This is a genomic window from Pseudomonas mosselii (assembly GCF_003205295.1).
GTDB classification, from domain to species: domain Bacteria; phylum Pseudomonadota; class Gammaproteobacteria; order Pseudomonadales; family Pseudomonadaceae; genus Aquipseudomonas; species Aquipseudomonas mosselii_B.
On record NZ_QJRP01000021.1, the window covers coordinates 13,552 to 39,928 of the forward strand.

Annotated in this window: 28 protein-coding genes; 20 read left to right on the forward strand and 8 right to left on the reverse strand. The window is 62.7% G+C overall.

Annotated features, from left to right (window positions below; all coding sequences use genetic code 11):
* The first annotated feature begins 53 nt into the window (after positions 1 to 53).
* The 5 genes from DMX06_RS18585 to DMX06_RS26365 all read left to right on the forward strand — a co-directional run bounded on the left by DMX06_RS18585 (position 54) and on the right by DMX06_RS26365 (position 3,078).
* Complete coding sequence (locus DMX06_RS18585; protein WP_110738796.1) at positions 54 to 1,025, forward strand: RnfABCDGE type electron transport complex subunit D; 972 nt, start codon at positions 54 to 56, stop codon at positions 1,023 to 1,025.
* Positions 1,022 to 1,633, forward strand: coding sequence for an RnfABCDGE type electron transport complex subunit G (locus tag DMX06_RS18590; protein ID WP_110738797.1), 612 nt, complete (start codon positions 1,022 to 1,024; stop codon positions 1,631 to 1,633). The genes DMX06_RS18585 and DMX06_RS18590 overlap by 4 nt, the downstream gene beginning before the upstream one ends.
* Positions 1,630 to 2,154 carry an Rnf-Nqr domain containing protein gene (locus DMX06_RS18595; protein ID WP_110738798.1) on the forward strand — a complete coding sequence of 175 codons (525 nt, stop codon included), beginning with the start codon at positions 1,630 to 1,632 and terminating at the stop codon, positions 2,152 to 2,154. The genes DMX06_RS18590 and DMX06_RS18595 overlap by 4 nt, the downstream gene beginning before the upstream one ends.
* Positions 2,155 to 2,158: 4 nt before the next feature.
* The gene (gene nth / locus DMX06_RS18600; protein WP_110738799.1) at positions 2,159 to 2,797 is read left to right on the forward strand and encodes an endonuclease III; all 639 of its coding nucleotides are present in this window, start codon (positions 2,159 to 2,161) and stop codon (positions 2,795 to 2,797) included.
* A 104-nt stretch (positions 2,798 to 2,901) separates the two neighbouring features.
* The gene (locus DMX06_RS26365; protein ID WP_181427862.1) at positions 2,902 to 3,078 is read left to right on the forward strand and encodes a PA3496 family putative envelope integrity protein; all 177 of its coding nucleotides are present in this window, start codon (positions 2,902 to 2,904) and stop codon (positions 3,076 to 3,078) included.
* A gap of 46 nt (positions 3,079 to 3,124) precedes the next feature.
* On the opposite strand, the gene DMX06_RS18605 is transcribed toward DMX06_RS26365, so the two are convergent.
* Positions 3,125 to 3,751 carry a response regulator transcription factor gene (locus DMX06_RS18605; RefSeq protein WP_110738800.1) on the reverse strand — a complete coding sequence of 209 codons (627 nt, stop codon included), beginning with the start codon at positions 3,749 to 3,751 and terminating at the stop codon, positions 3,125 to 3,127.
* Between the two features lie 371 nt (positions 3,752 to 4,122).
* Between DMX06_RS18605 and DMX06_RS18610 the strand changes: the two genes are divergently transcribed.
* Complete coding sequence (locus tag DMX06_RS18610; protein WP_110738801.1) at positions 4,123 to 4,578, forward strand: hypothetical protein; 456 nt, start codon at positions 4,123 to 4,125, stop codon at positions 4,576 to 4,578.
* A 42-nt stretch (positions 4,579 to 4,620) separates the two neighbouring features.
* Here DMX06_RS18610 and DMX06_RS18615 read toward each other — a convergent pair whose 3' ends face one another.
* Together DMX06_RS18615 and DMX06_RS18620 are read right to left on the reverse strand one after the other, a co-directional pair.
* Positions 4,621 to 5,838, reverse strand: coding sequence for an argininosuccinate synthase (locus DMX06_RS18615; RefSeq protein WP_110738802.1), 1,218 nt, complete (start codon positions 5,836 to 5,838; stop codon positions 4,621 to 4,623).
* Between the two features lie 128 nt (positions 5,839 to 5,966).
* A complete protein-coding gene (locus tag DMX06_RS18620) occupies positions 5,967 to 6,947 on the reverse strand; it encodes a flagellar protein MotY (protein WP_110738803.1) in 981 nt (326 codons plus the stop codon).
* A gap of 130 nt (positions 6,948 to 7,077) precedes the next feature.
* Here DMX06_RS18620 and pyrC point away from each other — a divergent pair, with 130 nt between their 5' ends.
* Together pyrC and rnt are read left to right on the forward strand one after the other, a co-directional pair.
* Positions 7,078 to 8,124, forward strand: coding sequence for a dihydroorotase (gene pyrC / locus DMX06_RS18625; protein ID WP_110738804.1), 1,047 nt, complete (start codon positions 7,078 to 7,080; stop codon positions 8,122 to 8,124).
* Positions 8,125 to 8,183: 59 nt separating this feature from the next.
* On the forward strand, positions 8,184 to 8,795 hold the full coding sequence (rnt, locus tag DMX06_RS18630) for a ribonuclease T (protein ID WP_225933324.1): 612 nt from the start codon (positions 8,184 to 8,186) through the stop codon (positions 8,793 to 8,795).
* A 77-nt stretch (positions 8,796 to 8,872) separates the two neighbouring features.
* Here rnt and DMX06_RS18635 read toward each other — a convergent pair whose 3' ends face one another.
* A complete protein-coding gene (locus tag DMX06_RS18635; protein WP_023629028.1) occupies positions 8,873 to 9,475 on the reverse strand; it encodes a peroxiredoxin in 603 nt (200 codons plus the stop codon).
* A 214-nt stretch (positions 9,476 to 9,689) separates the two neighbouring features.
* Between DMX06_RS18635 and DMX06_RS18640 the strand changes: the two genes are divergently transcribed.
* Positions 9,690 to 9,911, forward strand: coding sequence for a bacterioferritin-associated ferredoxin (locus tag DMX06_RS18640; protein ID WP_011532520.1), 222 nt, complete (start codon positions 9,690 to 9,692; stop codon positions 9,909 to 9,911).
* A 202-nt stretch (positions 9,912 to 10,113) separates the two neighbouring features.
* Positions 10,114 to 10,587, forward strand: a complete 474-nt coding sequence (bfr, locus tag DMX06_RS18645) for a bacterioferritin (protein WP_110738805.1) — start codon at positions 10,114 to 10,116, stop codon at positions 10,585 to 10,587.
* A gap of 270 nt (positions 10,588 to 10,857) precedes the next feature.
* On the opposite strand, the gene grxD is transcribed toward bfr, so the two are convergent.
* Positions 10,858 to 11,193 carry a Grx4 family monothiol glutaredoxin gene (gene grxD, locus DMX06_RS18650; RefSeq protein WP_103449407.1) on the reverse strand — a complete coding sequence of 112 codons (336 nt, stop codon included), beginning with the start codon at positions 11,191 to 11,193 and terminating at the stop codon, positions 10,858 to 10,860.
* 91 nt (positions 11,194 to 11,284) lie between these two features.
* On the reverse strand, positions 11,285 to 13,393 hold the full coding sequence (locus tag DMX06_RS18655; RefSeq protein WP_110738806.1) for a molybdopterin oxidoreductase family protein: 2,109 nt from the start codon (positions 13,391 to 13,393) through the stop codon (positions 11,285 to 11,287).
* Positions 13,394 to 13,757: 364 nt separating this feature from the next.
* Between DMX06_RS18655 and argF the strand changes: the two genes are divergently transcribed.
* A complete protein-coding gene (gene argF, locus DMX06_RS18660; protein ID WP_110738807.1) occupies positions 13,758 to 14,678 on the forward strand; it encodes an ornithine carbamoyltransferase in 921 nt (306 codons plus the stop codon).
* Positions 14,675 to 15,784 carry an ABC transporter ATP-binding protein gene (locus DMX06_RS18665; protein WP_110738808.1) on the forward strand — a complete coding sequence of 370 codons (1,110 nt, stop codon included), beginning with the start codon at positions 14,675 to 14,677 and terminating at the stop codon, positions 15,782 to 15,784. Before argF ends, DMX06_RS18665 begins: the two co-directional genes overlap by 4 nt.
* 247 nt (positions 15,785 to 16,031) lie before the next feature.
* Here DMX06_RS18665 and DMX06_RS18670 read toward each other — a convergent pair whose 3' ends face one another.
* A complete protein-coding gene (locus tag DMX06_RS18670; RefSeq protein ID WP_110738809.1) occupies positions 16,032 to 16,811 on the reverse strand; it encodes a PhzF family phenazine biosynthesis protein in 780 nt (259 codons plus the stop codon).
* 99 nt (positions 16,812 to 16,910) lie between these two features.
* Positions 16,911 to 17,381, reverse strand: a complete 471-nt coding sequence (ybaK, locus tag DMX06_RS18675; protein ID WP_028690086.1) for a Cys-tRNA(Pro) deacylase — start codon at positions 17,379 to 17,381, stop codon at positions 16,911 to 16,913.
* 306 nt (positions 17,382 to 17,687) lie between these two features.
* On the opposite strand from ybaK, the gene DMX06_RS18680 reads away from it, so the two are divergent.
* The 8 genes from DMX06_RS18680 to DMX06_RS18715 all read left to right on the forward strand — a co-directional run bounded on the left by DMX06_RS18680 (position 17,688) and on the right by DMX06_RS18715 (position 26,335).
* Positions 17,688 to 18,539 carry an MIP/aquaporin family protein gene (locus DMX06_RS18680; RefSeq protein WP_110738810.1) on the forward strand — a complete coding sequence of 284 codons (852 nt, stop codon included), beginning with the start codon at positions 17,688 to 17,690 and terminating at the stop codon, positions 18,537 to 18,539.
* 79 nt (positions 18,540 to 18,618) lie between these two features.
* Positions 18,619 to 20,118: a glycerol kinase GlpK gene (gene glpK / locus DMX06_RS18685; RefSeq protein ID WP_050704018.1), complete on the forward strand. Its 1,500-nt coding sequence runs from the start codon at positions 18,619 to 18,621 to the stop codon at positions 20,116 to 20,118.
* A 113-nt stretch (positions 20,119 to 20,231) separates the two neighbouring features.
* On the forward strand, positions 20,232 to 20,987 hold the full coding sequence (gene glpR, locus DMX06_RS18690) for a DNA-binding transcriptional repressor GlpR (RefSeq protein WP_110738811.1): 756 nt from the start codon (positions 20,232 to 20,234) through the stop codon (positions 20,985 to 20,987).
* 266 nt (positions 20,988 to 21,253) lie between these two features.
* Positions 21,254 to 22,786, forward strand: coding sequence for a glycerol-3-phosphate dehydrogenase (gene glpD, locus DMX06_RS18695; RefSeq protein WP_110738812.1), 1,533 nt, complete (start codon positions 21,254 to 21,256; stop codon positions 22,784 to 22,786).
* A gap of 334 nt (positions 22,787 to 23,120) precedes the next feature.
* On the forward strand, positions 23,121 to 24,038 hold the full coding sequence (locus DMX06_RS18700; RefSeq protein ID WP_110738813.1) for a glutamate/aspartate ABC transporter substrate-binding protein: 918 nt from the start codon (positions 23,121 to 23,123) through the stop codon (positions 24,036 to 24,038).
* 147 nt (positions 24,039 to 24,185) lie between these two features.
* Positions 24,186 to 24,932: an amino acid ABC transporter permease gene (locus DMX06_RS18705; RefSeq protein ID WP_023629014.1), complete on the forward strand. Its 747-nt coding sequence runs from the start codon at positions 24,186 to 24,188 to the stop codon at positions 24,930 to 24,932.
* Positions 24,933 to 25,604 carry an amino acid ABC transporter permease gene (locus DMX06_RS18710; protein WP_011532506.1) on the forward strand — a complete coding sequence of 224 codons (672 nt, stop codon included), beginning with the start codon at positions 24,933 to 24,935 and terminating at the stop codon, positions 25,602 to 25,604.
* Complete coding sequence (locus DMX06_RS18715; protein ID WP_110738814.1) at positions 25,601 to 26,335, forward strand: amino acid ABC transporter ATP-binding protein; 735 nt, start codon at positions 25,601 to 25,603, stop codon at positions 26,333 to 26,335. Before DMX06_RS18710 ends, DMX06_RS18715 begins: the two co-directional genes overlap by 4 nt.
* Positions 26,336 to 26,377: the final 42 nt, after the last annotated feature.

The window sequence follows — 26,377 nt, forward strand, 5'->3', positions numbered from 1 at the left end:
GCCCCTGGCAACGGAAGCCATCGCTGTGCAACACCTCGAGGACCTGTAAAGCCATGCCGACCACTGATCCGCGCCTGCGCAGCACCATGCAGCTGGTTCTGCTGGCCTGCGCCCCTGGCCTGCTGGTGCTGTTCTGGCTGCATGGCTGGGGCGTGCTGATCAACCTGCTGGTGAGCAGTTGCGCGGCGCTGGCTACCGAGGCTGTGCTATTGCGCTGGCGGAGAATGCCGGTCGCCTGCGCCCTTGGCGACGGCAGTGCACTGGTCACCGCCGTGCTGCTGGCCGCAGCCATGCCCAGCCTGGCGCCCTGGTGGCTGCCCATGACGGCGGCCTGCGTCGCCATCGGCCTGGGGAAACAAGCTTTTGGCGGGGTCGGGCGCAACCTGTTCAACCCTGCCATGGTCGGCTATGCGTTCGTCCTGTTGAGCTTCCCGTTGCAGATGAACCACTGGCCCGGTCAGGCACCTGGGCTCGTGGAAAGCCTTGGCCTGACTTTGGGCGCCAGCGAACGCATCGACGCGTGGGCCAGCCCCACGGTGCTCGATGTGCTGCGCCACAACCGCAGCCTGACCATCGACGAACTGTTCGCCAGCCACCCGGCGTTCGGCCACCTGGGTGGGCGTGGTAGCGAATGGGTCAACCTCGCCTTCCTGCTTGGCGGGGTGTTCCTGCTGCAACGCAAGGTCTTCGGCTGGCAGGTCCCCGTCGGCCTGCTCGGCGCCTTGGTCCTGTCCAGCCTGCTAGGCTGGAATGGCGCAGGCTCCGACTCCAACGGCTCGCCACTGCTGCACCTGCTATCCGGCTCAACCATGCTGGCTGCTTTCTTCATCGCCACCGAACCGGTGTCCGGCTGCAAGCAGCCGCTGGCCCGCCTGCTGTTCGGTATCGGCACCGGTCTGCTGATCTACCTGATCCGCACCTGGGGCAGCTTTGCCGATGGCACGGCGTTCGCCGTCCTGCTGATGAACCTCGCCGTCCCCACGCTTGATCGCTGGGCGGAACGCCGCCAGCAGGCCTGCCCATGACCGCTCGCAAACGCAATACCGCAGTGCTGCTATTGGTGGCAGGACTGGCGATTGCCGCGACACTGGCCTGGCACCATTTCACCGCCGGGCCGATTGCCGAGGCCTCGCGCCAATGGCGGGAACAGCAGTGGCTCAAGGTGCTACCAGCGGGCAGCTACGATAACCGGCCACTACAAACACCCGTGGCCCTGACGGATGCCAAGCTGAGCCATAGCCATCTGCTGGCCGCCTACCGCGCCAGCCTGGCAGGCGTCACCAGCGCCGTACTGCTGCACAGCAAAGCCCAAGGCTATGGAGGAGCCATCGAGTTGGTGATCGCCATCGCCCCCCAAGGCCACCTGGTGGGCGTGCGCGTGCTCGAGCAGCAGGAAAGCCCTGGCCTGGGCGATCAACTGGTCGACCCGGCACGCCATTGGCTGGACCAGTTCATCGGTCGGACACTGCGCGATACGCCCGAACAGGCCTGGGCGATCAAGCGCGACCAGGGCGCGTTCGACCAGCTGGCCGGGGCGACGGTTACCTCGCGGGCAGTCATCAAGGCGATCCAGGATGCACTGCGCTATTTTGACCAGCATCGCCCCGCATTGCTCGGTGAGACGCCCCCATGAACCGTTTCTGGCTCCTGCCAATCAGCCTGGCGCCATTGCTCGGCGCGACCGGCACCATCGTCCAGGCGTTCTCGATCAGCCTTTGCACAATACTGCTGGTGGGCCTGCACCAGGCGTTGATGGCCCCTCTGCGCGGTCACCTGGAACAAAGTCCCCGCCTGTGGACTGGCACCGTACTTGCCGCCGCCTTGGCGACCTGCCTGCACCTCGGCCTGCAAGCCTGGGCAATGCCCCTGGCTCAACAGCTTGCTCTCTACCCGTTGCTGCTGGCCCTGCCCTGCCTGGCCAGCGAGCAACTGCCGGCACAGCCTGGCCGATATCGCCACCTGGGGCTCGGACTGCTCGGCTTGCTGGCGGCCGGGCTGGCCCTGGGCATCTGCCGCCAACTCCTGGCTGAAGGTCTCGGCCTGCACCTCGCCGCGCTGGCTCCTGGCGCCTTGATACTGCTCGGCCTGGTGCTGGGCCTGTACAATCACCTGCGTCCATCGAACACCGCCTCTCGCCGTCAAGGAACCCGTTGACCCCATGAATGCCGCCAAACGCCTGGAGATCTTTCGCAGGCTGCATGAAGACAATCCCGAGCCCAAGACCGAACTGGCCTACTCCACCCCTTTCGAACTGCTGATCGCCGTGATCCTCTCGGCCCAGTCGACGGATGTCGGCGTCAACAAGGCTACCGCCCGGCTGTTCCCGGTCGCCAACACCCCGCAGGCCATCCACGCCCTGGGCATCGAAGGCCTGAGCGAGTACATCAAGACCATCGGCCTGTACAACAGCAAGGCCAAGAACGTCATCGAAACCTGCCGCCTGCTGGTCGAACAGCACGCAGGCGAAGTCCCGCAGACCCGCGAAGCTCTCGAAGCCCTGCCCGGCGTCGGCCGCAAGACCGCCAACGTGGTGCTCAACACTGCCTTTCGCCAGTTCACCATGGCTGTCGACACGCATATCTTCCGGGTCAGCAACCGCACGGGCATCGCACCGGGCAAGACCGTGCTGGAAGTGGAGAAGAAACTGCTCAAGTTCGTCCCTCGGGACTATCTGCTCGATGCCCACCACTGGTTGATCCTACATGGCCGTTATGTCTGCCAGGCCCGAAAACCGCGCTGTGGCAGCTGCCGGATCGAGGATCTGTGCGAATACAAGCAAAAGACTTCCGACGATTGAGGCAATAGCTGATACTTGCTCTAGGCGATTGAAAAAATCTTTTTTACCCGCTCTGCGATTCCCGTTATAAGGACGGCCAATGGCCCCTTGGCTTGGAGTGACGCATGAGCACCGATAAAGAAGACTTGGCAATCGACGACGATTTCCAGAGTGCGGACGAAGATGTGGAGCCGCAGGCCGAACCGGCCAAGACCAACCTGAGCAAACGCCGCACCATCGACAACATGCTCGAGGAACGACGCCTGCAGAAGCAATTGGCTGACTTCGACTACGACCTGTAGTACAGACACGAAAAAGCCTCCCGAACGGAGGCATTTTCAATGATGCTCAGGCCAGCCCATGGCGCTGGGCGAGTTCGATCAGGTCCACCAGCGAGCGGGCATTCAACTTGAGCAGCAGGCGCGTCTTGTAGGTACTGACCGTCTTGTTGCTGAGAAACATGCTGTCGGCGATCTCCTTGTTGCTCTTGCCCCGGGCAAGCTGCTGCAACACCATCATCTCCCGCCCGGAAAGCCGCTCGACCATCTCCACCTCCGTGGCCCCTCCCACGCCTGAGCGCCCCTTGTGCAGCGCCTGGTTGGGGAAGTAGCTGTAGCCGGACAGCACGGCCTTGATCGCGCTGAGCAGCTCGGTCAGCTCCTGCTGCTTGCACACATAACCTGCCGCTCCCGCCTGCATGCAGCGCATCGAAAAGTGCCCCGGTGCCTGAGAGGTCAGCACCAGCACCTTGGTCCCGGGACTTGCCAGGGTCATCCGGGCAATCACTTCAAGCCCATCCAGTTTGGGGATCCCGATATCCAGAATGACAATGTCCGGCAGATACTCCCGCGTCAGTTGCAAGGCATCCACGCCATTGTCGCTCTCCGCCACCACCTCGTAGCCATGCCGCTCCATCAGCATGCGTACGGCCAGGCGAATGACCGGGTGATCATCCACGATCAGCACTTTATTCATGCGATTCCCATTGATACGTTGTTTTTAGTTCGATAGACCACCACACCCGAGCATAACGATTATTTATGCAGCGGTTTCCCTGGCAGATTCACCGAAAGAAGTGGACTACTGTTATTAGAGATTCTTCCTACAAACAGCTAATTAACAAAATGTAATAGATGTATGTTCGTCGCAACGAGTCAGAAAGTAACAGCCGGCAAAATTGGATCCAAGCGCCATCTGGTGACACATTTCGCGGGAAATTTCGACTATACAGGCTGGATAAAAACCTGCCCGGCGACCCACGGCATCGCCAGGCAGGGAAACAAGCCACGCTTAACACACTGAAAGAAACGGGCTACTGATGGGCAAAGCATGGCCAGGCACTCATCATGAACCGCGACCCTATCAGCCCGTTGACTCTTATCGCTGTCTTTGCGGGTGTGATCGAGGCATCCGCTTTGGCCTCGCTACCGTTCCTCAGTGACGACAGCCAGACCGTCTACACCTGGTTCCTGGTAGGTTTCCCGTTTTTCCTCACCGTGCTGTTCTTTCTTACGCTCAACTTCAATAGCGGTTCATTGTTTGCCCCGGAAAGACGTGCCAGCGCTTCGGACGGATCACGGCCCCCCTCTGTAGCACGGGACAAAGGGGCGATGATCATCGCCATCTCCGGTGCCGACAGTCGAAAGATCATCGAAAACCATGTGCTGCGAATGATCGAGCGCCCTCACGGGCAACAGCGGCGCTGGATCTTGTACAACCTCGATACGCGAACCTGCATCCACCTGTCGGTATCGCCGATGCAGGAAGGCGAGCCCGCGCCTCCCCCTGAATCCCGGGCATGAAAAAACCCGGCCGAGGCCGGGTTTTTCTGTTACGCCAAAGGCTTACAGCAGCGAACGGCCCTTGTTGGCCGCGATGCGCATGCGCAGTGCGTTGAGCTTGATGAAGCCTGCGGCGTCTGCCTGGTTGTAGGCGCCGCCGTCTTCCTCGAAGGTCGCGATGTTGGCGTCGAACAGCGAATCGTCCGACTTGCGGCCGACGACCGTGACGTTGCCCTTGTACAACTTCAGGCGCACGACACCGTTCACGTTGACCTGGGAGGCGTCGATCATCTGCTGCAACATCAGACGCTCCGGGCTCCACCAGTAGCCGGTGTAGATCAGGCTGGCGTACTTGGGCATCAGCTCATCCTTCAGGTGAGCGACTTCACGGTCCAGGGTGATCGACTCGATGGCACGGTGAGCCTTGAGCATGATGGTGCCGCCCGGGGTCTCGTAGCAGCCGCGCGACTTCATGCCGACGTAGCGGTTCTCGACGATGTCCAGGCGACCGATGCCGTTGGCGCCGCCGATGCGGTTGAGGTCGGCCAGCACGGTGGCCGGGGTCTTCTCGACGCCGTCGATGGCGACGATGTCACCGTTGCGGTAGGTCAGCTCGAGGTAGGTGGCCTGGTCGGGGGCGTTCTCAGGCGAGACGCTCCATTTCCACATGTCTTCCTCGTGCTCGGTCCAGGTATCTTCCAGGACACCGCCTTCGTAGGAGATGTGCAGCAGGTTGGCGTCCATCGAGTACGGCGATTTTTTCTTGCCGTGGCGCTCGATCGGGATGCCGTGCTTCTCGGCGTAGTCCATCAGCTTCTCGCGGGACAACAGGTCCCACTCGCGCCATGGAGCGATGACCTTGACGCCTGGCTTGAGCGCATAGGCGCCCAGTTCGAAGCGCACCTGGTCGTTGCCCTTGCCGGTGGCACCGTGGGAAATGGCGTCGGCGCCGGTTTCGTTGGCGATCTCGATCAGGCGCTTGGCGATCAGCGGGCGGGCGATGGAAGTACCCAGCAGGTACTCGCCTTCGTAGACGGTGTTGGCGCGGAACATCGGGAAGACGAAATCACGCACGAACTCTTCGCGCAGGTCGTCGATGTAGATTTCTTTCACGCCCATCGCCTGGGCCTTGGCGCGGGCCGGCTCGACCTCCTCGCCCTGGCCGAGGTCAGCGGTGAAGGTCACCACTTCACAGTTGTAGGTGTCCTGCAGCCACTTGAGAATCACCGAAGTATCAAGGCCGCCGGAATACGCCAATACGACCTTTTTTACGTCCGCCATGCCATCACTCCACGGGGTTGTACGGAAAGCGGATGATTCTACCGGCGTTGCTGAAAAATTTACAATGGGGCGACAGCTTGTGACGACAAAGCGACAGGAATTGTCGAGAGCGCGACCCGCTGTCGCACTCAGGATTTGGCGGGAGCGGGCGGCACGGCAGCGGCCGCAGGCGTCGTTGGTGCAGGCGTGGCGGCAGCGGGTGCCGGGGCCGACGGCGGCACCTGTGCTGCCGGTTTCTCCACGGGCTTCTCGACCGGCGTCATGCGCTCCAGCTGGATGTTCACCCGGCGGTTGCGCGCCCGGTTGGCGGCGCTGTTGTTCTTGGCCAGCGGATAGCGCTCGCCATGGAAACGCACGGTGATCTGCTCTTCCGGCACGCCATGGGCCTTGAGGTAATCGGCCACCGCCAGTGCCCGTCGACGCGAGGTATCACGGTTGGTCAGGCGATTGCCGCTGTTGTCGGAGTGGCCGTTGAGTTCGATGTGGTTGACCGTCGGATCGGCCTTCAGGTAGTCCAGCAGCACGTCCAGGCGCGCGCGCGCCGAGCTGTCCAGTTCGATCCCGCCTCCGGGGAAGCCGACCTGGGTCTGGCGGATCTGGTCGTAGTTCATCGGCAGCAGCTTGGCGGCGCACAGTTGATAATCGCTGTAGGCCTTGGCGAAACTGACTGGCATCACATGCACTTCCATCGGCCGGCCACCTTCGCCGCGGTAGTTGCGCACCACGGTGCTGCGACCATCGAGAAGGCCGTTGATCAGGCGGCTGGCCTGACCCTGGCTGGAGGTGAACAGCACGCCGGTACGGGCCATGTGCACCGCACCGAGGTTGATGTCGCCGCGCCCGGGCTGCCAGGGCGCGGCGGCGGCCAGCAGGGTGGCGGAGCCAGCGCCCAGGACATTGCTGTCCGAACGAAGCTGGAAGGTCGGCTGCTCGCCGGCGCGGCGCACGAACTCACCGCTGCCGAAACCGTCGATCGGCTGGATCAGGCGACATTCGAACTGGTCACCCTCGACTTTCCAGGCGACGTTCTCCACGCGGGTCTGGAAGGTCATTGCCCCGGCCGGCAGGCTGGCAACGAGGGTGAACAGGGCTAGGTAACGCTGGCGCACGGGCGGCTCCACAAATTTCGACGGCTTACCTGAACGCTATCGGACGCTCGTCGGAAAACTTGATAGCCGTGCTCGAACAGGGGTTTTCCGGTAGCATTGGCTTCTGAGTTCGACCCGCCTGGAATCTCCAATGTCCGATCGCCTGACCCTCCTGCGCCCCGACGACTGGCACATCCATCTGCGCGATGGTGCCGTCCTGCCACACACCGTCGGTGACGTGGCGCGCACCTTCGCCCGCGCCATCATCATGCCCAACCTGGTTCCGCCGGTACGCAACGCCGTCGAGGCCGCGGCCTACCGCGAGCGCATCCTTGCCGCACGCCCCGCCGGCAGCCGCTTCGAGCCGCTGATGGTGCTCTACCTCACCGACCGCACCAGCGCCGACGATGTGCGTGCCGCCAAGGCCAGCGGGATCGTGTACGCCGCCAAGCTCTACCCGGCCGGTGCCACCACCAACTCCGATTCGGGCGTGACCAGCATCGACAATATCTTCCCGGTGATCGAGGCCCTGGCCGAGACCGGCATGCCCTTGCTGGTGCACGGTGAAGTCACGCGCAGCGAGATCGACGTGTTCGACCGCGAGAAACGCTTCATCGACGAGCACATGCGCCGTCTGGTCGAGCGCTTCCCGACCCTGAAGGTGGTGTTCGAACACATCACCACCAGCGACGCCGCGCAGTTCGTCAGCGAAGCGCCGGCCAACGTCGGTGCGACCATCACCGCCCAGCACCTGCTGTACAACCGCAACCACATGCTGGTCGGCGGTATCCGTCCGCACTTCTACTGCCTGCCGATCCTCAAGCGCAACACCCACCAGGTGGCGCTGCTGGATGCCGCCACCAGCGGCAACCCGAAGTTCTTCCTCGGCACCGACTCGGCGCCCCACGCCAAGCATGCCAAGGAAGCCGCCTGCGGCTGCGCCGGCTGCTACACCGCTTACGCCGCCATCGAGATGTACGCCGAAGCGTTCGAACAGCGCAACGCGCTGGACAAGCTCGAAGGCTTCGCCAGCAAGCACGGCCCGGACTTCTACGGCCTGGCGCGCAACACCGACACCATCACTCTGGTGCGCGAAGAATGGACCGCGCCGGACAGCCTGCCATTCGGCGACAACACCGTGATCCCCCTGCGCGCCGGTGAGAAGCTGCGCTGGCGCCTGCTGGAGGACAACGCGTGAGCGAAGATCTTTACGAAGACGACCAGGACAGCCAGGTCAGCAGTGGCTCGCGTCATCCGATGGCCGAGCGTTTCCGTGGCTACCTGCCAGTGGTGGTGGACGTCGAGACCGGCGGTTTCAACAGCGCCACCGACGCGCTGCTGGAGATCGCCGCCGTCACCATCGGCATGGACGAAAAGGGCTTCCTGTTCCCCGAGCACACCTACTTCCACCGGGTCGAACCGTTCGAAGGGGCCAATATCGAGGCGGCAGCACTGGAGTTCACCGGCATCAAGCTGGACCACCCACTGCGCATGGCGGTGAGCGAGGAAAGCGCGCTGACCGATATCTTCCGCGGCGTGCGCAAGGCGCTGAAGGCCAATGGCTGCAAGCGGGCGATCCTGGTCGGGCACAACAGCAGCTTCGACCTGGGCTTCCTCAATGCCGCGGTGGCGCGCAACGATATCAAGCGCAACCCGTTCCATCCGTTCTCCAGCTTCGATACCGCTACCCTCGCCGGCCTCGCCTACGGCCAGACCGTGCTGGCCCGGGCCTGCCAGAGCGCGGATATCGACTTCGACGGTCGCGAGGCGCATTCGGCGCGCTACGACACCGAGAAGACCGCCGAGTTGTTCTGCGGCATCGTCAATCGCTGGAAAGAAATGGGCGGCTGGCGCGATTTCAACGATTGAAGCCCGCCTCCCGCGACATGTTCACAGCGCATAAAAAAACCGGCCACCAGGGCCGGTTTTTTTATGCGCGTGGTAAATTACAGCTTGCCAGCGTTCTCGCTCAGGTAAGCAGCAACGCCTTCCGGCGAAGCGTTCATGCCCTTGTCGCCTTTCTTCCAGTTGGCCGGGCAGACTTCGCCGTGCTCTTCGTGGAATTGCAGGGCGTCGACCAGACGCAGCAGCTCGTCCATGTTACGGCCCAGTGGCAGGTCGTTGACGATCTGCGAACGAACGACACCGTTGGTGTCGATCAGGAATGCGCCGCGGAAGGCCACGCCGCCTTCGGACTCGACGTCGTAGGCCTTGCAGATTTCGTGGGTCATGTCGGCGGCCAGGGTGTACTTGACCTGACCGATACCGCCGTTGTTGACCGGGGTGTTGCGCCAGGCGTTGTGGGTGAAGTGCGAGTCGATCGACACGCCGATCACTTCCACGTTGCGCGCCTGGAAGTCAGGGATGCGGTTGTCCAGGGCGATCAGCTCGGACGGGCAGACAAAGGTGAAGTCCAGCGGGTAGAAGAATACCAGGCCGTACTTGCCCTTGATGGCCGAGGCCAGGTTGAAGCTGTCGACGATCTCGCCGTTGCCCAGCACGGCTGGAACGGTGAAGTCCGGGGCTTGTTTGCCAACGAGTACGCTCATTCGATCTCTCCTGATGAGGGGTGAAAAACCTTGCCCGGGCGGAACACGTTCCCCCGGATCCAGCAAAGGCCGACCATCATACACAGCTTTGCGTGACAGGCCGAATCTCGACCGCCGGTCGCTCTGGAACGCACCTTACACAAAGTGTTTTGACAAGCATTCTCATTACCATTACTCTCCAACGCATCGACTCAACCCGCGACGGTCAGCCTTTATGTATGTGTGTCTCTGTGTCGGTGTCACCGATGGACAGATCCGCGATGCGATCTACGAAGGATGCTGCAGCTACAAGGAAGTGCGAGCCGCCACCAATGTGGCCAGCCAGTGCGGCAAGTGCGCCTGCCTCGCCAAGCAGGTGGTACGCGAAACCCTCACCGAGCTGCAACTGAGCCAGCAGGCCGTCCTGCCCTACCCCGTTGAATTCAACGCGGCTTAATTACCCCCGAATTCGAAGAACCGGACCCAGTGTCCGGTTTTTTTATGCCTGAAATTCAATAAGTTAGCACTCGAACGCGGTTCACAAACATTCTTATTCCGATTAATTTTCACTTATTATTCAATAACTTAGGTTTGACATAGATAGTTGAGGGGCTCAGACTTGTTTTCATTGGCTCAACATTTACAGGGCAGACCCCATCATGAAAGGCGACGTAAGCGTCATCCAGCATCTCAACAAGATCCTCGGAAACGAGCTGGTCGCAATCAACCAGTACTTCCTGCATGCTCGCATGTATGAAGATTGGGGCCTGAACAGGATCGGCAAGCTCGAGTACAAAGAGTCCATCCAGGCGATGAAGGACGCTGACAAGCTGATCAAGCGCATCCTCTTCCTCGAAGGCATCCCCAACGTGCAGGACCTGGGCAAGCTGATGATCGGCGAGCACACCAAGGAGATGCTCGACTGCGACCTGAAACTTGAGAAAAAGGCCCATGCCGACCTCAAGGCCGCCATCGCCCACTGCGAAACCGCCGGCGACTTCGGCTCGCGTGATGTGCTCGAAGACATCCTCGAAGACCAGGAAGAGCACATCGATTGGCTGGAAACCCAGCTGGGCCTGATCGACAAGGTCACAATCGAGAACTACCTGCAGTCGCAGATGGGCGAAGAATAGGTTTTACGTCAGTCAGACAAAGCATCTCCAGCAGGCGATCGCGTAACCCTGTAGGAGCGGCCTTGTGTCGCGAAAGGGGCGCGTAGCGGCCCCAGATCTACGCATCAAGCTGATATTGCCGGGGCCGCTATGCGGCCCTTTCGCGACACAAGGCCGCTCCTACACAAGCCGCATGCAGTCGACGAATTGTGGCCTTGCAATTACTGACGATTACCCAACAAAAAGCCCCGCTGATGCGGGGCTTTTTGCGTGCTGGCGAGTAGACCTGAATCAGGCCTCGGAAGCCTTGGCCTTGGCGGCCGCGTCCTTGATCAGGGTCTGCAGTTCACCCTTCTCGAACATTTCCAGCATGATGTCGCTGCCGCCGACCAGCTCACCGGCCACCCACAGTTGCGGGAAAGTCGGCCAGTTGGCGTACTTGGGCAGGTTGGCACGGATTTCCGGGTTCTGCAGGATGTCGACGTAGGCGAACTTCTCGCCGCAACCCATCACTGCCTGCGAAGCCTTGGCCGAGAAGCCGCACTGCGGCGCATTCGGCGAACCTTTCATGTAAAGCAGAATGGTGTTGTTGGCAATCTGCTCTTTGATTGTATCGATGATATCCATGAAGCACCTCGGCTGAACTTTCCGACAGGGTCGTCGGCACGGTGACGCATTGTATCGGAAAGCCGAGCGGCGTGCTCGGCCTTGCCGTGCTTCATGCGGCCTCGACCTGTACCGGCACGCCATTGAGGGCAGCATTGCCGGAAACGCCATCACGCAGGTGTTCGTCAGTCAGGTCATTGGCACTCGCCCCCGGCTGCGCAGCGGCCACCTGCAACCGTGCGCCCTGGCGCCCATGGCCGTAACCATGGGGCAGGCTGACCACCCCCGGCATCATCTCTTCGCTGGCCTGTACCGCCACCTCGATCACCCCGGTGCGTGAGCGGACCCGCACCATCTGGCCGTCCTGCAACTGGCGCCGGCTCAAGTCGTCCGGGTGCATCAGCAAATGGTGGCGCGGCTTGCCTTTGACCAGCCGATGGTAGTTGTGCATCCACGAATTGTTGCTGCGCACATGGCGACGGCCGATGAGCAACAGCTGGTCATCCGTGGGCGCGGACACACCGGCGAGGCGCCCAAGATCGTCGAGCAGCACCGCCGGGGCCGCCTCGACCTTGCCGCTGGCCGTGCGCAGACGTGTCGCCAGGTTGGCCCGCAGGGGGCCGAGGTCGAGGCCATGGGGATACGCGTCGAGCGCCTGGAGCGAAAGCTTCCAGGGTGAAGCCTCGCCATAGGGCCCCTTGCGCAAGGCGAAGTCGATCATCTGTGCCGGTGGCAGGGTCGCCTTGAGCTCGACCTGCACGCGCTCGGCGAAGGCCTTGGCCAAGCCCACGAAGATCTCCCAGTCGTGCAGCGCCCCTTCGGGCTTGGGCAGGATCGCCCTGTTGAAGCGGGTGACGTTGCGCACCGCCAGCAGGTTGAAGGTGGAATCGTAGTGATCGTTTTCCAGCGCCGAGGTCGACGGCAGGATCAGATCGGCATGGCGCGTGGTCTCGTTGATGTACAGGTCAATGCTCAGCATGAAGTCGAGACCGGCCAGCGCGTCGTCCAGGCGGCGACCGTTGGGCGTGGACAGCACCGGGTTGCCTGCCACGGTCACCAGCGCCCGCACCTGCCCTTCGCCCGGTTCGAGGATCTCTTCGGCCAGGGCCGAGACCGGCAGCTCGCCGCCATACTCGGGCAGTCCGGAGACGCGGCTGCGCCACTGGTCGAAATGCCCGCCGGAAGTGCTGGCGACCAGGTCGACCGCAGGCGCCGTGCACAGGGCGCCGCCCTCGCGATCGAGATTGCCGGTGACCAGGTTGATCAATTGCACCAGCCAGTGGCACAGCGAACCGAAGGCCTGGGTCGATACGCCCATCCGGCCATAGCACACCGCCTTGTCGGCAGCGGCGAAATCTCGCGCCAACTGGCGGATCGCCTCCGCCGGGATACCGCACAGCGCGCTCATGGCGGACGCATCGAACGGCAGGATGGCTTCGCGCACCTGTTCCAGCCCCGCGACCGGCAGATGCGAGCCCCGGGCCAGGTTCTCGCTGAACAGCGTATGCAGCAGGCCACACAACAGCGCCGCGTCACCACCGGGGCGAATGAACAGGTGCTGGTCGGCCAGCGCCGCCGTCTCGCTGCGCCGCGGATCCACCACCACCAACTGCCCACCCCTGGCCTTGAGCGCCTTGAGGCGCTTTTCCACGTCCGGCACGGTCATGATGCTGCCATTGGACGCCACGGGATTGCCGCCCAGGATCAGCATGAACTGGGTCTGGTCGATGTCCGGAATAGGCAGCAACAGGCCATGGCCATACATCAGGTGGCTGGTCAGGTGCTGCGGCAACTGGTCCACCGAGGTAGCGGAGAAGCGATTGCGCGTCTTGAGCAGGCCGAGGAAGTAGTTGCTGTGGGTCATCAGCCCATAGTTGTGCACGCTGGGGTTGCCCTGGTACACGGCCACCGCGTTGCGCCCGTGGGCCTGCTGGATTGCCCACAGCCGCTGCGCTGCCAGGGCGAAGGCTTCGTCCCAACTGATCGGCAACCACTGGTCACCGATGCGTCGATGAGGCTGGCGCAGGCGGTCGGGGTCATCCTGGATGTCCTGCAGGGCGACCGCCTTGGGGCAGACATGGCCGCGGCTGAACGGATCCTGCGGGTCGCCCTTGATCGAGCTGATCCGCGCCGCCCCCTCGGCTTCGTGGGTGACTTCGATGTTCAGGCCGCAGATGGCCTCGCACAGGTGACAGGCTCGGTGATGCAGGGTCTTGGTCATGGCCGCCTCTGCCTTGTTATTGTCGAGATTCGACTATGCGCCCGCCGACGGGGGCTCGCCAGCGAGGTTCGCGACGTGAATCGCACGACATCAGGCGGGCGATTCGCGACAACGGGTTTGCCAAATGCGCTCCGAGCCGTGTACAACCGCTGTAGCAAATAAAAAACAGCTAGCCGGCAAGGGCTTACGACACCCTTTGACACAGTGGCGCTGTTTCCCCTCTTGGTTTTAGGCGACATTTAATTATAGTATTGCGCCTCCCCCTATTCCGTCCGCCCCGTGCGGCTTACGCCGCAGGTCACCCCCGTTGTCAACAAAACCCATACGGTCGACCTGCAGAACGTTGCAGATAAGGTAGTCAATCATGAGCGCAAGGCACTTTCTCTCCCTGATGGATTTCACCGCTGACGAATTGCTCGGCGTGATCCGTCGAGGCATCGAGCTGAAGGACCTGCGCAAACGAGGCGTGCTGTTCGAGCCACTGAAGAATCGCGTGCTGGGCATGATCTTCGAGAAATCCTCGACCCGCACCCGGGTGTCCTTCGAGGCCGGCATGATCCAGCTTGGCGGCCAGGCGATCTTCCTGTCGCCGCGCGACACCCAGCTAGGCCGCGGCGAGCCGATCGCCGACAGCGCCATCGTGCTGTCGAGCATGGTCGACGCGGTGATGATCCGCACCCACGCCCACAGCACACTCACCGAGTTCGCCGCCAACTCGAAGGTGCCAGTCATCAACGGCCTGTCCGACGAGTCGCACCCCTGCCAGCTGCTGGCCGACATGCAGACCTTCTTCGAGCACCGTGGCTCGATCCAGGGCAAGACCGTGGCCTGGGTCGGCGACGGCTTCAACATGTGCAACTCCTATATCGAAGCTGCCGTGCAGTTCGATTTCCAACTACGCATCACTTGCCCTGAAGGCTACGAGCCTGATCAACGCTTCCTGGCAATGGGCGGTGACCGTGTGCAGATCATCCGTGATCCGAAGCAAGCCGTGCGCGGCGCCCACCTGGTGACCACGGATGTCTGGACTTCCATGGGCCAGGAAGAGGAAACTGCACGGCGCCTGGCGCATTTCGCGCCTTACCAGGTCACCCGCGAACTGCTCGACCTGGCGGCACCCGATGCCCTGTTCATGCATTGCCTGCCCGCCCACCGTGGCGAGGAAATCAGCCAGGACCTGCTCGACGACCCCCGTTCGGTCGCCTGGGACGAAGCTGAAAACCGCCTGCATGCGCAAAAGGCCCTTCTGGAATTCCTTGTAGAACCGGCTTACCACCACGCATGAGTCAACAGTTACTGCTCAACCTGCGCAACCTCGCCTGCGGCTATGGCGAACAGCGCATCGTCCAGAACCTCAACCTGCACCTGAACGCAGGCGACATCGGTTGCCTGCTGGGGTCGTCCGGTTGCGGCAAGACCACCACGCTGCGCGCCATCGCCGGCTTCGAGCCGGTGCACGACGGCGAGATCCAGCTGGCAGGCGAAGTCATTTCCCGCGCCGGGTTCACCCTGGCCCCGGAAAAGCGCCGGATCGGCATGGTGTTCCAGGACTACGCCCTGTTCCCCCACCTCACCGTGGCACAGAACATCGCCTTCGGCATCGGCAAGCACCCGCGCCAGGCGGCGGTGGTCGACGAGATGCTCGAACTGGTCAAGCTCGGCGGCCTGGGCGGGCGCTACCCGCACGAGCTGTCCGGCGGCCAGCAGCAGCGCGTGGCCCTGGCCCGGGCGCTGGCCCCCGAGCCGCAGCTGCTGCTGCTCGACGAGCCGTTCTCCAACCTCGACGTGGAACTGCGTCGGCGCCTGAGCCATGAGGTGCGCGACATTCTCAAGAGCCGTGGCACCAGCGCCATCCTGGTCACCCACGACCAGGAAGAAGCCTTTGCCGTCAGCGACCACGTCGGTGTGTTCAAGGAGGGTCGCCTGGAACAGTGGGACACCCCCTACAACCTCTACCACGAGCCGCAGACCCCGTTCGTCGCCAGCTTCATCGGCCAGGGTTACTTCATTCGCGGTCAGATGAGCAGCCACGAGGCGGTGACCACCGAACTCGGCGAGCTACGCGGCAACCGTGCCTACACCATGGCTCCTGGCAGCTCGGTGGACGTGCTGCTGCGTCCGGATGACATCATCCATGCCCCCGAGAGCCCGTTGCGGGCGCGGATCATCGGCAAGAGCTTCCTCGGCGCCTCGACGCTGTATCGCCTGCTGCTGCCCACCGGCAGCCAGCTCGAAGCGATCTTCCCCAGCCACAACGACCATCAGGTCGGCCAGGACGTCGGTATTGCAGTAGCTGCGGACCATCTGGTGCTGTTCGCGGTGCCCGGCAGCGTCGCCGCGCAACTGGCCAGCCATGAGCAAGGCGTGCGGCGCGTGAGTTCCGCGCATTGATGAATCTGTTCTGACACCCCCTGTAGGAGATTGCCCGGCCCTTTGGGCTGCGTTGTCGCGCTGGGAACCGTCCCCTGTGGGAGCGGCCTTGCGTCGCGAAAGGGCTGCGCAGCAGCCCCCAGCAATCTCGATTGCGGCTCGGAATCTGGGGCCGCTGCGCGCCCCTTTCGCGACGCAAGGCCGCTCCCACAGAGGGACAGTTCCCTGCTCGACAAGGCTGGGCGATCTCCAGCAAGAACCTGACAGCTCACAACATCAGCGTGCCACTGGCCACGCGCCGAGCCATCCCGCCGATCTTCACCCGCTCCCCTTCCAGACGACAGAACAGCTCACCGCCCCGGGCCGAGCACTGGAAGGCATGCAGTTCGTGTTTGCCCAGGCGCGCCGCCCAGTACGGAATCAGCGAGCAATGGGTGGAGCCGGTGACCGGGTCTTCCGGGATGCCGATGCCCGGAGCGAAAAAGCGCGACACAAAGTCATACCGCTCGCCCGGCGCGCTCACGATCACCCCCGGCCCCGACAGACGAGCCAGCGCCGCCATGTCCGGCGCGCAATCGCGTACTGCTCGCTCCGACCCGAGCACCACGAACAGCTGGCGGGTCTGGTAGACCTCGCGTACCTCGCACCCCAGCGCTTCGGCCACCGCCACTGGCTCGGTCAGCGGCTGCGGGTCGAAACGCGGGAAGTCCAACCACAGGCGGCCATTCTCACGGCTGACGCTCAGCAAGCCCGAACGGCTCTGGAACTCCAGGCGCGGCGACTGCTCACCGTAGACGTCGAACAGGACATGGGCGCTGGCAAGGGTGGCGTGGCCGCACAGGGGGACTTCGGTACTCGGGGTGAACCAGCGGATCCGATAGCCATCATCCTCGGCCACCACGAACGCGGTTTCGGCGAGGTTGTGTTCGGCGGCCACCTGCTGCATCAGGCCATCGTCGAGCCACTGCTCCAGGTGGTAGACCATGGCCGGGTTGCCGGCGAAGGGGCGGTCACTGAAGGCGTCCACCTGATGAAAATGCAACTGCATGCCACGACTCCTGTATCTGGCGGGAAAGGCCACGAGCATGCGGCATGCCGCCAAGGCCCGACAGTGACAGAGTCATGGAACTTCCATCAGTACAGATGATCAGCCGCGACCGATCTCGGCGAACTGTGCCTGAGTATGGGTGGCCAGCACCGTGGCGGCCAGTTCCACTTCCAACCCACGGCGGCCAGCACTCACATGAATCGTTTCATGTTGTTGCGCGGATTGATCGATAAAAGTGCGCAGGCGCTTCTTCTGTCCCAGCGGGCTGATGCCCCCAACCAGGTAACCCGTGGCGCGCTGGGCGGCCTGCGGATCGGCCATCTCGCACTTTTTTACCCCCGCCGCATGGGCCAGTGCCTTCAGGTCGAGGGTCCCGACCACCGGCACCACGGCCACCAGCAGTTCGCCCTTTTCGCTGCTGGCGAGCAGGGTCTTGAACACCCGTAGCGGGTCCAGGCCCAGCTTTTCCGCCGCCTCCAGCCCATACGAGGCAGTTTTCGGATCATGTTCGTAACTGTGCACGCGGTGCTCGGCGCGCGCCTTCTTCAAGAGGTCCAGGGCGGGGGTCATCAACGGCTCCAGTCGATCACAAGTCGCCCGGTACTTTAGGGCAATTCCAGCGGTGCAGCCAGCGCAGGTCCCAGGCTAGAGCAGCGGCCATGGATTCACGACCCGGCGTACCAGTCAGATTGTGGCCAAGCGTTCATTTTCGACCTTTGACATCAGCGTTTCTTGTCTATATTTTTTCGTTTATGAATAAATGGTGCACCTATAAGGTGCACTTCCTGTACCTGCCCGGCGTCAATGGGGATCGACTCCGGGCTTTTTTGCTGTCGAGCGCCCAGCGCCTCACAACAACAAGAACCGAGGTCACACATGACAACTGCTCTACGCGAACCAACGCTATCCGCGCAATGCCTGGCCGAGTTTCTCGGCACCGCCCTGCTCATCTTCTTCGGCACCGGTTGTGTCGCCGCGCTCAAGGTCGCCGGCGCCAGCTTCGGCCTGTGGGAGATCAGCATCATCTGGGGGGTCGGCGTAAGCATGGCGATCTACCTGACCGCCGGCGTTTCCGGCGCGCACCTGAACCCGGCGGTCAGCATCGCCCTGGCCGTGTTCGCCGGTTTCGACAAGCGCAAGCTGCCGTTCTACATGCTGGCTCAGGTGTGCGGCGCGTTCTGCGGCGCGGCCCTGGTGTACTTCCTCTACAGCAACCTGTTCTTCGATTTCGAACAAAGCCACGCCATGGTGCGCGGCAGCCAGGCCAGCCTGGAGCTGGCCTCGGTGTTCTCCACCTACCCGCACCCGGCGTTGTCCACCGGCCAGGCCTTCCTGGTCGAAGTGATCATCACCGCCATCCTGATGGCCGTGATCATGGCTCTGACCGACGACAACAACGGTCTGCCACGGGGCGCCACCGCCCCGCTGCTGATCGGCCTGCTGATCGCAGTGATCGGCAGCGCCATGGGTCCGCTGACCGGCTTCGCGATGAACCCGGCGCGGGATTTCGGGCCTAAACTGATGACCTTCCTGGCCGGCTGGGGCGAAGTCGCCTTCACCGGCGGGCGCGATATTCCGTATTTCCTGGTGCCGGTGTTCGCGCCGATCCTCGGTGCCAGCCTGGGCGCGGCCCTGTACCGTGGGCTGATCGCCCGCAACTTGCCGACCACCCAGGCCGCCGCCCAACAGTCAGACGATAATCCTCAGGGCGATACCCAGGTTTCCTGATACCCGCGCCGGGCCCGGGCCGCAAGGCCGGCGCCCGCCACGCCCTGACCTACTCCCATATTCGTGCAAGGCCACCGACATGACCGATACCCTGGACAAGAACTACATCATCGCCCTGGACCAGGGCACCACCAGTTCGCGCGCCATCATCTTCGATCGCGACGCCAACGTGGTGGGCACCTCGCAACGTGAATTCGCCCAGCACTACCCACAGGCGGGCTGGGTCGAACATGACCCGATGGAAATCTTCGCCACCCAGAGCGCGACCATGGTCGAGGCCCTGGCCCAGGCCGGCATCAGCCACGCCCAGGTTGCCGCCATCGGCATCACCAACCAACGCGAGACCACCGTCGTCTGGGACAAGGAAACCGGCCGCCCGGTTTACAACGCCATTGTCTGGCAGTGCCGCCGCAGCACCGACATCTGCGCCCAGCTCAAACGCGACGGCCATGAGCAGTACATCCGCGAGGCCACCGGCCTGGTCACCGACCCGTACTTCTCCGGCACCAAGCTCAAGTGGATCCTCGACAATGTCGAAGGCGCCCGCGAACGCGCCGAACGTGGCGAGCTATTGTTCGGCACCATCGATACCTGGCTGATCTGGAAATTCTCCGGCGGCAAGGTGCATGTCACCGACTACACCAACGCTTCGCGTACGCTGATGTTCAACATCCATACGCTGCAGTGGGACGAGAAGCTGCTCGATATCCTCGGCATTCCACGGCAGATGCTGCCTGAAGTGCGCCCATCGTCCGAAGTCTATGGCAAGACCAAGAGCGGCATCGATATCGCCGGTATCGCCGGCGACCAGCAGTCGGCGCTGTTCGGCCAGATGTGCGTGGAACCGGGCCAGGCCAAGAACACCTATGGCACCGGTTGCTTCCTGCTGATGAACACCGGCGACAAGGCGGTCCAGTCGTCCCACGGCCTGCTCACCACCATCGCCTGCGGCCCCCGCGGCGAGGTGGCTTACGCCCTCGAAGGCGCGGTATTCAACGGTGGCTCCACCGTGCAGTGGCTGCGCGACGAACTGAAGATCGTCAACGACGCCTACGACACCGAGTACTTCGCCAGCAAGGTCAAGGACAGCAATGGCGTCTACCTGGTACCGGCTTTCACCGGCCTGGGCGCGCCGTACTGGGACCCGTACGCCCGCGGCGCGCTGTTCGGCCTGACCCGTGGCGTCAAGGTCGATCACATCATCCGCGCCGCCCTCGAGTCGATCGCCTACCAGACCCGCGACGTGCTCGACGCCATGCAGCAGGACTGCGGCCAGCGGCTGTCCGAGCTGCGCGTGGACGGTGGCGCGGTGGCCAACAACTTCCTCATGCAGTTCCAGGCCGACATTCTTGGCACCTGCGTCGAGCGCCCGAAAATGCGCGAGACCACGGCGCTGGGCGCGGCCTACCTGGCGGGCCTGGCCTGCGGTTTCTGGAGCGGCCTGGACGAGCTGCGCGACAAGGCGATCATCGAGCGCGAGTTCAGCCCGCAACTGGATGAAGCGGCGAAAGAGAAGCTGTACAAGGGCTGGCGCAAGGCTGTCGATCGCACCCGCGACTGGGAAGATCACGACGCCTGATTCAGGATGGCCGGGGCTGCTGCGCAGCCCCAGTTGACCAAAGGGCTACTGGTCGTCCTCCCCTTCCTGCGGCATCATTGCAGAATTTGTCCGGCAGCCCCAAAGGACCGCCCATGAATCTGCCCCCACGCCAACAACAAATCCTCGAGCTCGTCCGCGAACGCGGCTACGTCAGCATCGAGGAGATGGCGCAGCTGTTCGTCGTCACCCCGCAGACCATCCGCCGCGATATCAACCAGCTCGCCGAGGCCAACCTGCTGCGCCGTTATCACGGTGGCGCGGCCTACGACTCGAGCATCGAGAACACCGCCTACGCCATGCGCGCCGACCAGATGCGCGACGAGAAGCAACGCATCGCCGAAGCCGTGGCCCGGCAGATTCCCGACCACGCCTCGCTGTTCATCAACATTGGCACCACCACCGAGTCCATCGCCCGCGCCCTGCTCAACCACAACCACCTGAAGGTCATCACCAACAACCTGCACGTGGCGGCGATCCTGGCGGCCAAGGACGACTTCGAGGTGCTGGTGGCCGGCGGCACGGTCCGGCGCGACGGCGGCGTGGTGGGCCAGGCGAGCGTAGACTTCATCAACCAGTTCAAGGTCGATTTCGCCGTGGTCGGCATCAGCGGTATCGACGAGGACGGCAGCCTGCTGGACTTCGACTACCAGGAAGTACGGGTATCCCAGGCGATCATCACCAACGCCCGCCAGGTGCTGCTGGCGGCGGACTCAAGCAAGTTCGGCCGCAATGCCATGGTCCGCCTCGGATCGATCAGCCTGATCGACTGCCTGGTGACGGATCAGGCCCCCTCTCCTGCCCTGACTCAATTGCTCAACCAGCACAAGATTCGTCTCGAGGTGGTTTGAAGCAAAGGGCATGGGGGGCGAAGGGCGCAGGCTTCAGCCCTTGTAGTGCCTGTGAGATCGAGCGCCGCGCGGGTGACGCTCGATCTCAACCCCCCTGAAAATCTTCAACCGTTCCCCCCACTTTTTCACAAATGTTCATTTACCTGTCATCCGATCAGTTTTTTCTATAAAGACTGACTGGCAGCCGCCTGTTCATTGCGCTAGTATTTTCGAAAACGAACATCAATGTTCATATTCGATGTGAACAGCCTCAGGAGGCCTTGCCCGTGTCCCAGCCCGTTTCGTCCCAGCAACCACTCCAGGACTGCTACGACCTCGCCGTAATCGGCGGTGGCATCAATGGCGTCGGTATCGCTGCCGATGCCGCCGGGCGCGGCCTGAAGGTGTTCCTTTGCGAAAAGGACGACCTGGCACAGCACACCTCCTCAACCAGCAGCAAGCTGATCCACGGCGGCCTGCGCTATCTGGAGCATTACGAGTTTCGCCTGGTGCGTGAAGCACTGGCCGAGCGTGAAGTATTGCTGGCCAAGGCGCCGCACATCGTCAAGCCCATGCGTTTCGTGCTGCCCCATCGCCCTCACCTGCGCCCGGCCTGGATGATTCGTGCCGGCCTGTTCCTCTATGACCACCTGGGCAAACGCAAGCGCCTGGGCGCCTCGCGCAGCCTGCGCTTCGGCCCGGGCTACCCGCTCAAGCCAGCCATCACCCGCGGCTTCGAATACGCCGACTGCGCGGTGGACGATGCCCGTCTGGTGGTGCTCAACGCCATGGCCGCCCGAGAAAAGGGCGCGCACATCCACACCCGCACCCGCTGCCTGCGCGCCGAACGCGTCGATGGCCTGTGGCAGGTGGAACTGCAGCATGCCGACGGCAGCCTGCAGAGCATCCGCGCCCGGGCACTGGTGAACGCTGCCGGCCCTTGGGTCGCCAGTTTCATCAAGGACGACCTCAAGCTAGATTCACCTTACGGCATCCGCCTGATCCAGGGCAGCCACCTGATCGTGCCGCGCCTGTACGAAGGCGAACACGCCTACATCCTGCAGAACGAAGACCAGCGCATCGTCTTCTGCATTCCTTACCTGGATCGCTTCACCCTGATCGGCACCACCGACCGCGAATACAGCGGTGACCCGGCCAAGGTGGCGATCACCGAACAGGAAACCGACTACCTGCTCAAGGTGGTCAACGAGCACTTCAACCACCAGCTCAGCCGCGCCGACATCCTGCACACCTATTCCGGCGTGCGCCCGCTGTGCAACGACGAATCGGACAACCCTTCGGCCGTGACCCGCGACTACACCCTGGCGCTGTCCGCCGCCCAGGGCGAGGCGCCGCTACTGTCGGTGTTCGGCGGCAAGCTGACCACATACCGCAAGCTGGCCGAATCGGCCATGGCCGAGCTGCAGCCATTCTTCACCCAGATGCGCGGCGGCTGGACCGCAGGCGCACCACTCCCCGGCGGTGAAAGCATGACTACCGCGCCAGCCCTGGTCGATGCGCTGGTGGCACGTCATGCCTGGCTGCCACTGGATATTGCCAAGCGTTGGGCCACGACCTATGGCAGCCGTGTGTGGCGCCTGCTCGACGGTGTCAACGGCCCTGAAGACCTCGGCCAGTCGATGGGCGGTGGCCTGTTCACCCGCGAGGTCGACTACCTGTGCTGCGAAGAATGGGCCAGCAGCGCCGACGACATTCTCTGGCGCCGCACCAAGCTGGGCCTGTTCACCAGCGCGGTCGAGCAACAGGCACTGGCTGATTACTTGCAACAGACCCAGGGCAACCGCGTGCAGGCTGCCTGACGCCAAACCGGTAAAGTATGGGTTCGATCATCATCCATGGGGCCGCTTTGCGGCCCCAATGCATCTGACTGCTGCGCCTGCGTGCCCATTCGTTCGGATTTCCGAATGCGCGACGTGCCACCCTTTCGGAAATCCGTACGACACATACTGTCGTAAAGGCATCAAAAAACATTAATCCCCAGCATTTTCGCGGCGTTATGATCGACATCAGAGCTTGGCACGACTAATGCTCTACACTTGGAAGCCGAATGCACCACGCTTCATGCTGTATTCGTTGAACGAAAGAGTCCGCCAACGGCTCCATAAAAAAAACAAACACGTCGAGGAAAATTTGATGCGCATCGTTCGTCAATTGCTGGGCGCCGCCATCGCGGCAGCAGTCATTTCGTCGCCTGTCATGGCCGAAGAGCTGACCGGCACCCTGAAGAAGATCAAGGACTCCGGCACCATCACCCTGGGCCATCGCGACTCCTCCATCCCGTTCTCCTACCTGGCCGGCAAACCGGAACCGGTAGGCTACTCCCACGACATCCAGTTGGCCGTCGTCGAAGCCCTGAAAAAGCAACTGGGCACCGACATCAAGGTCAAGTACAACCTGGTCACCTCGCAGACCCGCATCCCGCTGGTGCAGAACGGCACCGTCGACCTTGAGTGCGGCTCCACCACCAACAACGTCGAACGCCAGCAGCAGGTCGGCTTCTCGGTGGGCATCTTCGAAGTCGGCACCCGCCTGCTGACCAAGGTCAAGGATGGCCAGCCATCCTATAAAGACTTCGCCGACCTGGCCGGCAAGAACGTGGTGACCACCGCCGGCACCACCTCCGAGCGTATCCTCAAGGCGATGAACGCCGACAAGCAGATGAAGATGAACGTGATCTCCGCCAAGGACCACGGTGAAGCCTTCAACATGCTCGAAAGCGGCCGCGCCGTGGCCTTCATGATGGACGACGCCCTGCTGGCCGGTGAAATGGCCAAGGCCAAGAAGCCGACCGACTGGGTCATCACCGGCACGCCACAGTCGTACGAAATTTACGGCTGCATGGTGCGCAAGGACGACCCGGCCTTCAAGAAAGCGGTCGACGAGGCTATCGTCGCCTACTTCAAGTCGGGTGAAGTCAACAAGAGCTACGACAAGTGGTTCCAGCAGCCGATTCCGCCAAAGGGCCTGAACCTGCAGTTCCCGATGAGCGACGAGCTGAAGAAGCTGATCGCCGAGCCGACCGACAAGGCCGCGGACGAGAAGAAGTCCTGACCTGCGGCAAATAGTGGCCTGAAGCGCATCCACGCGAATCCATCCAACAGGCCACTTAGTTAGTGTCTAACCTTTACATCCGAGGGCGTCGAACGCCCCCGGATGTATCGAGGTGCCCGTGAAACAACCGTCTGAGGGGAAATCCCGATGAATTACAACTGGGACTGGGGCGTGTTCTTCAAGTCCACCGGCGTGGGCAGCGAAACCTACCTGGACTGGTACGTCACCGGTCTGGGCTGGACCATCGCCATCGCCATTTCCGCCTGGATCATCGCCTTGCTGCTGGGCTCGCTGCTCGGCGTGATGCGTACCGTGCCAAACCGCCTGGTGTCAGGGATTGCCACCGCCTACGTCGAGCTGTTCCGCAACGTGCCGCTGCTGGTGCAGCTGTTCATCTGGTACTTCCTGGTGCCGGACCTGCTGCCAGAAGGCCTGCAGGAGTGGTTCAAGCAGGACCTCAACCCGACCACCTCGGCGCTGATCAGCGTGGTCATCTGCCTGGGCCTGTTCACCGCCGCCCGTGTCTGCGAGCAGGTGCGCACCGGCATCCAGGCACTGCCCCGCGGCCAGGAGTCGGCCGGGCGCGCGATGGGCTTCAGCCTGCCGCAGATCTACATGAACGTGCTGCTGCCCCAAGCCTACCGGATCATCATTCCGCCGCTCACCTCGGAATTTTTGAACGTGTTCAAGAACTCCTCGGTGGCCTCGCTGATCGGCCTTATGGAGCTGCTGGCGCAGACCAAGCAGACCGCCGAGTTCTCCGCGAACCTGTTCGAAGCATTCACCCTGGCCACCCTGATCTACTTCACCCTGAACATGGGCCTGATGCTGCTCATGCGCATGGTCGAGAAGAAAGTCGCGGTACCGGGCCTGATTTCCGTGGGAGGCAAGTAAATGGACATGGATTTCAGTGAAATCATCCCGGCCCTGCCCGCCCTGTGGGACGGCATGGTCCTGACCCTGCAACTGATGGTCATGGGCGTGGTCGGTGGCATTGCCCTGGGTACCATCCTTGCCCTGATGCGCCTGTCGTCGAACAAGCTGCTGGCCAATATCGCCGGCACCTACGTCAACTACTTCCGCTCCATCCCGCTGCTGCTGGTAATAACCTGGTTCTACCTGGCGGTGCCGTTCGTGCTGCGCTGGATCACCGGCGAAGACACCCCGGTGGGCGCCTTCACCTCCTGCGTCGTGGCCTTCATGATGTTCGAGGCGGCCTACTTCTGCGAAATCGTCCGCGCCGGCGTGCAGTCGATCTCCAAGGGCCAGATGGGCGCCGCGCAAGCGCTGGGCATGAGCTACGGCCAGTGCATGCGCCTGATCATCCTGCCCCAGGCGTTTCGCAAGATGACCCCGCTGCTGCTGCAACAGAGCATCATCCTGTTCCAGGACACCTCGCTGGTCTACACCGTCGGCCTGATCGACTTCCTCAACTCGGCCCGCTCCAACGGCGACATCATCGGGCGCTCCCATGAGTTCCTGATCTTCGCCGGTGTCGTCTACTTCCTCATCAGCTTCTCCGCTTCCTGGCTGGTCAAGCGCCTGCAAAAAAGGATCACCGTATGATTTCCATCAAGAACGTCAACAAGTGGTACGGGGACTTCCAGGTGCTGACCGACTGCAGCACCGAGGTCAAGAAGGGTGAAGTGGTGGTCGTGTGCGGTCCGTCCGGCTCGGGCAAGTCGACCCTGATCAAGTGCGTCAACGCGCTGGAACCGTTCCAGAAGGGCGACATCGTGGTCGACGGCACCTCCATCGCCGACCCGAAGACCAACCTGCCCAAGCTGCGCTCGCGGGTCGGCATGGTGTTCCAGCACTTCGAGTTGTTCCCGCACCTGTCGATCACCGAGAACCTGACTATCGCCCAGCGCAAGGTGCTCGGCCGCAGCGAGGCGGAAGCCACCAAGAAGGGCCTGGCCCTGCTCGACCGCGTGGGCCTCAGCGCCCACGCCAAGAAGCACCCCGGCCAGCTGTCCGGCGGCCAGCAGCAGCGCGTGGCGATCGCCCGCGCCCTGTCGATGGACCCGATCGTCATGCTGTTCGACGAACCGACCTCGGCGCTGGACCCGGAAATGGTCAACGAAGTACTGGACGTGATGGTCGAGCTGGCCCACGAAGGCATGACCATGATGTGCGTAACCCACGAAATGGGCTTCGCGCGCAAGGTCGCCAACCGGGTGATCTTCATGGACAAGGGCAACATCATCGAGGACTGCCAGAAGGAAGATTTCTTCGGCAACCCGAACGCCCGCCACGAGCGCACCCAGCACTTCCTGAGCAAGATCCTGCAACACTGAGTCGGCTACAGTGACGCTGCCCGGCCACCTGCCGGGCAGCGG

What these genes read in the sequence shown, in the direction of transcription:
- DMX06_RS18700 (WP_110738813.1), top strand. Translation starts at nt 23,121, where the DNA reads ATGCGCATCGTTCGTCAATTGCTGGGCGCCGCCATCGCGGCAGCAGTC.
- DMX06_RS18715 (WP_110738814.1), top strand. Translation starts at nt 25,601, where the DNA reads ATGATTTCCATCAAGAACGTCAACAAGTGGTACGGGGACTTCCAGGTG.
- DMX06_RS18590 (WP_110738797.1), top strand. Translation starts at nt 1,022, where the DNA reads ATGACCGCTCGCAAACGCAATACCGCAGTGCTGCTATTGGTGGCAGGA.
- DMX06_RS18670 (WP_110738809.1), bottom strand. Translation starts at nt 16,811, where the DNA reads ATGCAGTTGCATTTTCATCAGGTGGACGCCTTCAGTGACCGCCCCTTC.
- DMX06_RS18595 (WP_110738798.1), top strand. Translation starts at nt 1,630, where the DNA reads ATGAACCGTTTCTGGCTCCTGCCAATCAGCCTGGCGCCATTGCTCGGC.
- DMX06_RS18705 (WP_023629014.1), top strand. Translation starts at nt 24,186, where the DNA reads ATGAATTACAACTGGGACTGGGGCGTGTTCTTCAAGTCCACCGGCGTG.
- DMX06_RS26365 (WP_181427862.1), top strand. Translation starts at nt 2,902, where the DNA reads ATGAGCACCGATAAAGAAGACTTGGCAATCGACGACGATTTCCAGAGT.
- grxD (WP_103449407.1), bottom strand. Translation starts at nt 11,193, where the DNA reads ATGGATATCATCGATACAATCAAAGAGCAGATTGCCAACAACACCATT.
- DMX06_RS18710 (WP_011532506.1), top strand. Translation starts at nt 24,933, where the DNA reads ATGGACATGGATTTCAGTGAAATCATCCCGGCCCTGCCCGCCCTGTGG.
- bfr (WP_110738805.1), top strand. Translation starts at nt 10,114, where the DNA reads ATGAAAGGCGACGTAAGCGTCATCCAGCATCTCAACAAGATCCTCGGA.
- glpR (WP_110738811.1), top strand. Translation starts at nt 20,232, where the DNA reads ATGAATCTGCCCCCACGCCAACAACAAATCCTCGAGCTCGTCCGCGAA.
- glpK (WP_050704018.1), top strand. Translation starts at nt 18,619, where the DNA reads ATGACCGATACCCTGGACAAGAACTACATCATCGCCCTGGACCAGGGC.
- DMX06_RS18610 (WP_110738801.1), top strand. Translation starts at nt 4,123, where the DNA reads ATGAACCGCGACCCTATCAGCCCGTTGACTCTTATCGCTGTCTTTGCG.
- rnt (WP_225933324.1), top strand. Translation starts at nt 8,184, where the DNA reads ATGGCCGAGCGTTTCCGTGGCTACCTGCCAGTGGTGGTGGACGTCGAG.
- DMX06_RS18665 (WP_110738808.1), top strand. Translation starts at nt 14,675, where the DNA reads ATGAGTCAACAGTTACTGCTCAACCTGCGCAACCTCGCCTGCGGCTAT.
- DMX06_RS18585 (WP_110738796.1), top strand. Translation starts at nt 54, where the DNA reads ATGCCGACCACTGATCCGCGCCTGCGCAGCACCATGCAGCTGGTTCTG.
- ybaK (WP_028690086.1), bottom strand. Translation starts at nt 17,381, where the DNA reads ATGACCCCCGCCCTGGACCTCTTGAAGAAGGCGCGCGCCGAGCACCGC.
- DMX06_RS18635 (WP_023629028.1), bottom strand. Translation starts at nt 9,475, where the DNA reads ATGAGCGTACTCGTTGGCAAACAAGCCCCGGACTTCACCGTTCCAGCC.
- argF (WP_110738807.1), top strand. Translation starts at nt 13,758, where the DNA reads ATGAGCGCAAGGCACTTTCTCTCCCTGATGGATTTCACCGCTGACGAA.
- DMX06_RS18655 (WP_110738806.1), bottom strand. Translation starts at nt 13,393, where the DNA reads ATGACCAAGACCCTGCATCACCGAGCCTGTCACCTGTGCGAGGCCATC.
- DMX06_RS18605 (WP_110738800.1), bottom strand. Translation starts at nt 3,751, where the DNA reads ATGAATAAAGTGCTGATCGTGGATGATCACCCGGTCATTCGCCTGGCC.
- DMX06_RS18615 (WP_110738802.1), bottom strand. Translation starts at nt 5,838, where the DNA reads ATGGCGGACGTAAAAAAGGTCGTATTGGCGTATTCCGGCGGCCTTGAT.
- pyrC (WP_110738804.1), top strand. Translation starts at nt 7,078, where the DNA reads ATGTCCGATCGCCTGACCCTCCTGCGCCCCGACGACTGGCACATCCAT.
- DMX06_RS18680 (WP_110738810.1), top strand. Translation starts at nt 17,688, where the DNA reads ATGACAACTGCTCTACGCGAACCAACGCTATCCGCGCAATGCCTGGCC.
- DMX06_RS18640 (WP_011532520.1), top strand. Translation starts at nt 9,690, where the DNA reads ATGTATGTGTGTCTCTGTGTCGGTGTCACCGATGGACAGATCCGCGAT.
- nth (WP_110738799.1), top strand. Translation starts at nt 2,159, where the DNA reads ATGAATGCCGCCAAACGCCTGGAGATCTTTCGCAGGCTGCATGAAGAC.